Below are 7,530 nucleotides of genomic sequence, written 5' to 3'. Positions count from 1 at the left end.
GGTGGAAAAAATAGCCTAAATAGGCTAATTCGATGTGTTTGCGGGAAAAAAATCGGCCCAGATCCGCGAAATTTTAATCAGCGAGTCAGCTTGGGAAGAAATGACCTGCTTATTCGCACCTTCCTTAGAATAATCTTAACGTTGATTTGCGTCATTATATCGTGGTTGTGATTGGTGCTTTACTAATCTCATGCGTATTAATCATCTTATCTTTTTACGCAGCGTATAGCACTTGTCACCAGGTGCCATAAATAAATTCACTTGTGGGATGTGGTTTTATGAATGGGGTTATGGAACTAGAATTCTGGATGCGTGTTGCCATTGGTGAAGCTGAAGAGAGTTTGCGTGAGGGGAATAAAGGTTTTGGCGCCGTTATCATCAAGGATGGTGAGATGGTTGCGGCGGCGCATGACTATGAGGAAACAGAGGGAGACGCAACCTCACATGCTGAAATCAACGCGATTAAAATTGCCAGCCAAAAAATTGGCAAAAATTTAAACGGGTGCATACTGATATCCACCAGTGAGCCTTGTCCTATGTGCGCATTTGCCATCGCCTGGTCCGGGATAAGCGAAATAGCTTTTGGTTTTTCTATTCAGGATGCACTTGCTCAAGGGCGGCGGCGGATTGCATTTCAGTGCGTCGAGGCTTTTGATAAGGCGGGCACAGAGGTCATTGTTCATAAAGGTATTCTGCGGCGGGAATGCGCAATTCTCTATCGTGCTGACGTTCGCAGCGAAATTAATCATCTGCGCAACGCAACCGATGAAGACCTTAAGGCGCTGAACGCGGATTCCATTGCCCGCCGTACTGCATGGTTCTGCCAAAATAAAGCCGGGTTGAATATTGGCGATAGCCATTTATTAGACACCGCACACCGCTTACTTATAACGCGATTCCACGCTGCAGAGGTCGAAATGCCCGTGGTGAACAGAACAGAGAAGCAAATTACTTTCCACTCTATGAATTTCTGCCCAACGCTTGAGGCATGCAGAATTCTGCGCCTTGATACCCGGCACGTTTGCAAACTCCTGAATGAAGAGTCCACCGATATGTTAGTGAAAAAGATAGATAGCCGACTTCGCTTCTCTCGAAATTATAATAACCTCAGACCATATTCCTCTTTTTGCGAAGAATCTATTTCTATTGAGGATTGAACGTGTGTTGCCATAAGCGATGTGCCTGATTGTTCCAGGGCCGTTAACGGACTTTAGCTTCCTGAAAAGCAAAGCTATCCGTTAACCATCGGCGATTCAACAGGGCAAAGCAGGCGATCAGCGGCGTAATGTTAAAACTTTTAAAGGAGAAGTCATGAAATTAATCGACTTGCACATGCATTCGGCATATAGCAACGATGCCGATTTCCCGGTCAGCGATCTGCTTACCATGGCTAAAGCGGCGAATCTTGCGGCCCTGGCGATAACCGATCACAACTCGGCGCGATCCGTTGAGGAGTCTATTCGCTATGGCAGAGCAAATAGCGTAAGCGTGATGACCGGGATTGAAATCGACTGCGCGTTTGCGGGCAATAATTATCATCTGCTGGGCTACGGTTTTCGTCGAGACAGCCGGGATTTTGACGCCGTCGAACACAACTTCCATCGTCTGGAAACTGCCGCGACGCCGCTAAAGCTGGAGAAACTGCGGGCGCTGGGGTTCCAGCTTGATGAAGATCGCCTGTATGCCATGGCCGGCGATCGGGTCCCGCAGGAAGAGGAGATGGCAGAACTTATTTTAGAGGATGCGCGCAACCTGAATCATGATCTGCTGCTGCCTTACCGCGCGGGGAATGCGCGCAGCGATATGCCGTTAATTAACTTTTTTTGGGACTTTTTTGGCCGAGGCAAACCCTGCCAGGTGACGGTGGAATTGCCGCCGATGGCGGAGATGGCGGCGCTGATAATCGACAACGGCGGCATTCCGGTCATTGCGCATATCGGCGCTAACGTGAAGGAAAAGCCGCTGGCGGTGATTGACCAGATGTTGCCGCTTGGCGTACGCGGCGTGGAAGTGTTCTCCAGCTATCATGATGAGGAGCTATGTCGCGAACTTTATCACTACACGCTGGATAAATCGCTGCTGGCGACCTGCGGCAGTGACTTTCATGGTAAAAACAAACCCAACATTAAGCCTGGCGACTGTAGACCATGGCGTGACGCGCTACCGAAAACTTTGGAAATCCTCGAGCAGGTTGATCTTTATTGACGCCTGAAATCTACCGGCTCTGGGCGAGTTATTAAATAACAAGGACAAATGATTATGCGTAGAGGTATTATCGGGCAGGGAAAGAGGCACAGGAAGAGGTATCTGCCGTCAGTCAGAGAAAGAGATGGACCACCTTCGTTGTGCCTCTAAATAGAGAGTCACAAAATCGCGTATATTTTATGGGGGCGCATAGTATTGTTGAGAGCCACGTTTCACGGCAATGACTCTCTGCTTCGGATAAATTTAGCTACGGCTTGTAACGCCTCATCCGCTTCAGGTACCTTTCCCACCGATGACTGAAATACATGCCAGAGCCCGTCCCATATCTCAAGCTCAACTTGCATCCCAGCCTTTTTAGCATATCGGGAGAGGCGTAATGCATCATCGCGCAATAACTCCTCGCTTCCCACCTGAATAAATAAGGGAGGAAGTCCAGACAAATCACCAAACAGGGGAGAGACAAGAGGATCGCTTCGTTCACTGTCCGAACAGTAGTATTTCACGGTCATTATCAGGTCTTCTATGCAAAGCAGCGGATCGAGATCCTTACACAGCGTTATGCTCTTACCAGAAAGTGTGAAATCTAACATGGGAGACAGCAGAACAGACGAGTCCGGCAAAGGATCTTGATGCTGTTTTAACAGGAGTAAAAGCGACATGACCAGTCCACCACCGCTGGAGTCTCCCGCGAGGATAATGTCCTCTGCTGAATAACCATTAGCAAGCAGCCATAAATAGGCCTGATGACAATTTAATAAGGCCGCAGGAAATCGATTTTCTGGCGCCAGAGGATATTCCAGTACCAGAGTTCGGCAACCAGAATATTGTGCGAGACAGGCAGCGAGTTTTCTGTGAGTCAGACACGATCCCTGAGAATTTCCACCGCCGTGGAAATAGAGAATAATCCTGGTATTTATCGAATCGGGATATGAAATCCATTCCGCAGTTATCTCTGTATCGTTAACCGTTTCGATGCACACACCCGCAGGTAGTGTTGCCTTTATGGCTGCAGACTCCCAGACCTGGCGCTGAAGGGAGAGTGGAGTATTCAAAAGAAAATGAATATTCTCATCATGATTTTCAAATAGCTTAGCTTTATAATCTTTTGCTCCGTTACTCAGCATCTTCATTCCTTTTGCTGCTTACGCCAGAAATAATAATTGTCGGTAGTGCTTTTTTGCATTTTAATAGGCATTAATTTATTTACTCATTCATAAACAATCTGAGAAATACGCCACATTATAAGTTTATTAAAATTCTTCGGCTTTTTTTTATCTTTCCCTACTAACCGACAAATAGCTTATTTTTTCAACGACGCTGGTGATAAGGCTTTTCCCGCAAAACAAGCGGACCTACGCTCAGGCAATTGATGCGAGAGAGCGTGGGGCAGGCAAAATCCCTGGCAATGAATTTTTTCTGGCAGAGAGGGGGAGGGGACTTTGAAGGGAAGCTAGTGCTGGCTCCCCAAAAGCAAAAAACCGCCTTGTGGGCAGGTTCTTTAAATAGTGGTGCCCGGACTCGGACTAACGCCGCAGGCGTTGAACAGCGCGCTTGCCGCGCTGGCCCCGAAGGGGTGAGCCGCGGTGCGGCGAATAATCGAACGAAGTTCGATGGAGAGTCCGCTCGCAGAAAAGCAAAAACCTAGCCATAGGCTGGGTTCTTTAAATTTTGGTGCCCGGACTCGGACTAACGCCGCAGGCGTTGAACAGCGCGCTTGTCGCGCTGGCCCCGAAGGGGTGAGCCGCCGTGCGGCGAATAATCGAACGGAGTTCGATGGAGAGTCCGCTCGCAGAAAAGCAAAAACCCAGCCATAGGCTGGGTTCTTTAAATAGTGGTGCCCGGACTCGGAATCGAACCAAGGACACGGGGATTTTCAATCCCCTGCTCTACCGACTGAGCTATCCGGGCAACGGGGCGCATTAAACCTGATTCGCCGCACCTCGTCAACGAAATTTATCTGTTTCGCAGCAGACTGAACAATCTATCACCACATTGCGTCAAAAGCACGCATCTTCAGGCGAAAAACGCCGTCCAGGCTACCGAAATCGGCATCGCCAGCACCAGGGCCGGCAGCATATTCACCACGGCGAACATTTTAATTCCGCAGATGCGCAAACCGGTGGCAACCAGCAGCATCCCGCCGACAGCGCTGAAATCCGCCATCATCATCGGCGTGGTTAACGGCATAATCAACGATGCGCAGGCCGCCAGTGCCAGCTGGATGGCCAGCATCGGCACGCTAATGGCCGAGACCGCCAGCCCCAGGGTGCAGGCGAAAATGGTGGCGGTAAAGAAGTCGAGAAACGCTTTGGCAATGAGAATGCTGGCGTCACCGGTCATTCCTTCGCGCATCGCGCCGAAAATCCCGGTTCCGCTGGCGCAGAACAGGACGATAATCGCGACGTAGCTTTGAATATATGACTCATGCGCCGAACTCTTTATCTGGCCCTTTTTTGGCGAAAGCAGCTGCTGAAGCTTACTCACCAGCGTATTAATGCCTTTCTCCATATTACATACTTCGCCGAACAGCGCGCCCACCAGCGTTGAAAGCACCATCACCGGCAGGTTGGCGCATTTGATCACCAGTAGAATACCGATGCCCAGCGACGCCAGCCCAAAAATAGAGGTCATTGATGTACGAATCCGTTCCGGCAATCTTTGACTTAAGAGTGCGCCAAGTACGCCGCCCAGAAGGACCGCACCGGCGTTAATAAATGGCCCTGTAACCAAAGTATGACTCCTGTTAATTATCCCTAACGACTGCATTATTATGGCGCGAAGCTGGCCAAAAGGCTTGCGCATCCGTGGGGTCGCTGCATACGTAATTCATCTTGCACGGTACATTTAAAGGTGACATGATTGCGCGAATTTTCTCCTCCCCTGAATGAGGCCGCCGGGATGACGACATCGCCACTACATCACCAGTGCCGCTGCGTACAGATGCGCAGGCTGCCTCGTCTTGCTACCCTTACTCTGCAACTTCTGCCCGTCATGCGGTGAGCGTAACGCAGGCTCACTGCAGGACAACAGTAAGATCGGACGCGGTCTGCTTTTACTGATGTCTGGCGGTCGGAGCTGGGATCCAGCCAGACCCTGACAGTTCGTTGGCCAGAGCAGAGATGCCCTGGCCTAAGCCTTTTACTCTCCGGAAACGGGTATTCGCGCTCATGAAATCAATGCACATTGCCGCCAGCCGCGAGCTGGTATCCCACCTGTCCACCCACCGTCGCGTGGTGGCCCTGGACAGTACTGATTTTACCGATGTGGCGGCAGTCGTCATTACCGTGGCGGACAGCCGCAGCGGCATCCTTGCGTTGCTGAAACGCACGGGCTTTAACCTGCCGGTCTATCTGTTCAGCGAAGCTGAGCACGAAAAACCAGAAGGCGTGACGGCCATCGTTAGCGGCAAAGAGCAGGAGTGGCTCGAACTGGAAGCAGCCGCCTGCGACTATGAAGAGAACCTGCTGCCGCCGTTCTTCGATACGCTGACTCAGTACGTAGAGATGGATAACAGCACCTTCGCGTGCCCCGGCCATCAGCACGGCGCCTTCTTTAAGAAGCATCCAGCGGGGAGGCAGTTCTTCGACTTCTTTGGTGAGAACGTCTTTCGCGCCGACATGTGCAACGCCGACGTTAAGCTTGGCGATCTGTTGATTCATGAAGGATCGGCCAAACACGCGCAGAAGTTCGCGGCGAAGGTCTTCAACGCCGATAAAACCTATTTTGTCCTTAACGGTACCTCGGCGGCGAACAAAGTGGTGACTAACGCGCTGCTGACCCGCGGCGATCTGGTGCTGTTTGATCGCAATAACCATAAATCAAATCATCATGGGGCGTTGATTCAGGCAGGCGCGACGCCGGTCTATCTCGAAGCATCGCGCAACCCGTTCGGTTTTATCGGCGGGATTGACGATCGCTGCTTCGATGAAAAATACCTGCGCGATCTGATTCGCGAGACGGCGCCGGAAAAAGCTGATATGCCGCGCCCGTTCCGCCTTGCGGTGATCCAGCTCGGAACCTATGACGGGACGGTATACAACGCCCGCCAGGTGGTCGATAAAATCGGCAGCCTGTGCGACTACATCCTGTTTGACTCGGCCTGGGTCGGCTACGAGCAGTTTATCCCGATGATGGCCGACTGTTCGCCGCTGCTGCTGGACCTGACGCCGGATGACCCGGGCATTTTTGTTACTCAGTCGGTGCATAAACAGCAGGCCGGTTTTTCGCAAACTTCGCAGATCCATAAAAAGGATAACCATCTGCGAGGGCAGGCGCGTTTTTGCCCGCATAAGCGGTTGAATAACGCCTTTATGCTGCATGCCTCGACCAGCCCGTTTTATCCGCTGTTCGCGGCTCTCGACGTGAATGCCAAAATCCATGAAGGGGAGAGCGGGCGCCGCCTGTGGGCCGAATGCGTGGCGCTGGGTATTGACGCGCGCAAAGCGATTATCGCTAACTGCAAAATGATCCAGCCGTTTATTCCGCCAATGGTCGCGGGACGCCCGTGGCAGGATCACCCCACCGAAACCATCGCCCGCGAGCGGCGCTTCTTTAGCTTTGAACCGGGCGCGCGCTGGCACGGCTTTGAGGGCTATGCCAGCGAACAGTACTTCGTTGACCCCTGTAAGCTGCTGCTGACGACGCCAGGAATCGATGCGCAGAGCGGGGAATATACTGATTTTGGCATCCCGGCGACCATTCTGGCCCACTATCTGCGCGAAAATGGCATTGTGCCGGAGAAGTGCGATCTGAACTCTATTCTGTTTCTGCTGACCCCCGCCGAAAGCGAGGAGAAGCTGGCGCAGCTGGTGGCGATGCTTGCCCAGTTTGAGCAGCATATCGAATCGGATACGCCGCTGGCCGAGGTTCTGCCGAGCATCGTTAACAAATACCCGGTGCGCTATCGGGACTACACCATCCGCGAGCTGTGTCAGGAGATGCACAACCTGTACGTTAGCTTTGAGGTGAAGGATCTGCAAAAAGAGATGTTCCGCAAGCAGAGCTTCCCGCGGGCGGTCATGAACCCACAGGACGCCAACCGCGAGTTTATTCGCGGTAACGTCGAACTGGTGCGCTTAAGCGAAGCGGAAGGGCGCATTGCGGCGGAGGGCGCGCTACCGTATCCACCGGGCGTGCTGTGCGTCGTGCCTGGCGAAATCTGGGGCGGGGCGGTGCTGCGCTATTTTCTGGCGCTGGAGGAGGGCGTCAATATGCTGCCGGGCTTCTCGCCGGAGCTCCAGGGGGTCTATAGCGAAACGGACGCTGACGGCATTAAGCGTCTGTATGGCTATGTGCTGAAAGCATAAAAAAAACGCCCCGTTGATA

5 protein-coding genes and 1 tRNA gene are annotated in these 7,530 nt (G+C 52.2%); 3 read left to right on the top strand and 3 right to left on the bottom strand.

Features of this window, described 5'->3' with window-relative positions; genetic code table 11:
- Positions 1–290: 290 nt before the first annotated feature.
- Both K2184_RS26800 and K2184_RS26795 read left to right on the top strand, forming a co-directional pair.
- Positions 291–1,157 (top strand): nucleoside deaminase, encoded by an 867-nt coding sequence (locus K2184_RS26800; protein ID WP_224238655.1) that lies wholly within the window; start codon positions 291–293, stop codon positions 1,155–1,157.
- 154 nt (positions 1,158–1,311) lie between these two features.
- On the top strand, positions 1,312–2,205 hold the full coding sequence (locus tag K2184_RS26795; protein ID WP_163525786.1) for a PHP domain-containing protein: 894 nt from the start codon (positions 1,312–1,314) through the stop codon (positions 2,203–2,205).
- Between the two features lie 212 nt (positions 2,206–2,417).
- Here the strand turns inward: K2184_RS26795 and K2184_RS26790 are convergent, their stop codons facing one another.
- The 3 genes from K2184_RS26790 to K2184_RS26780 all read right to left on the bottom strand — a co-directional run bounded on the left by K2184_RS26790 (position 2,418) and on the right by K2184_RS26780 (position 4,935).
- Positions 2,418–3,329, bottom strand: a complete 912-nt coding sequence (locus K2184_RS26790) for an alpha/beta hydrolase (protein WP_163525787.1) — start codon at positions 3,327–3,329, stop codon at positions 2,418–2,420.
- A gap of 708 nt (positions 3,330–4,037) precedes the next feature.
- Positions 4,038–4,113, bottom strand: a tRNA-Phe gene (locus tag K2184_RS26785).
- 105 nt (positions 4,114–4,218) lie between these two features.
- Positions 4,219–4,935: a DUF554 domain-containing protein gene (locus K2184_RS26780; protein ID WP_004115404.1), complete on the bottom strand. Its 717-nt coding sequence runs from the start codon at positions 4,933–4,935 to the stop codon at positions 4,219–4,221.
- Between the two features lie 437 nt (positions 4,936–5,372).
- Here K2184_RS26780 and K2184_RS26775 point away from each other — a divergent pair, with 437 nt between their 5' ends.
- Positions 5,373–7,511 carry an ornithine decarboxylase gene (locus K2184_RS26775; RefSeq protein WP_163525788.1) on the top strand — a complete coding sequence of 713 codons (2,139 nt, stop codon included), beginning with the start codon at positions 5,373–5,375 and terminating at the stop codon, positions 7,509–7,511.
- The last annotated feature ends 19 nt before the right edge of the window (positions 7,512–7,530 follow it).

The sequence above is a fragment of the Klebsiella sp. K5-306 genome, assembly GCF_051835185.1.
GTDB classification, from domain to species: domain Bacteria; phylum Pseudomonadota; class Gammaproteobacteria; order Enterobacterales; family Enterobacteriaceae; genus Klebsiella; species Klebsiella oxytoca.
The sequence above is the reverse complement of the archived record's forward strand: the minus strand, read 5'-3'. Positions and strand labels throughout refer to the sequence as shown.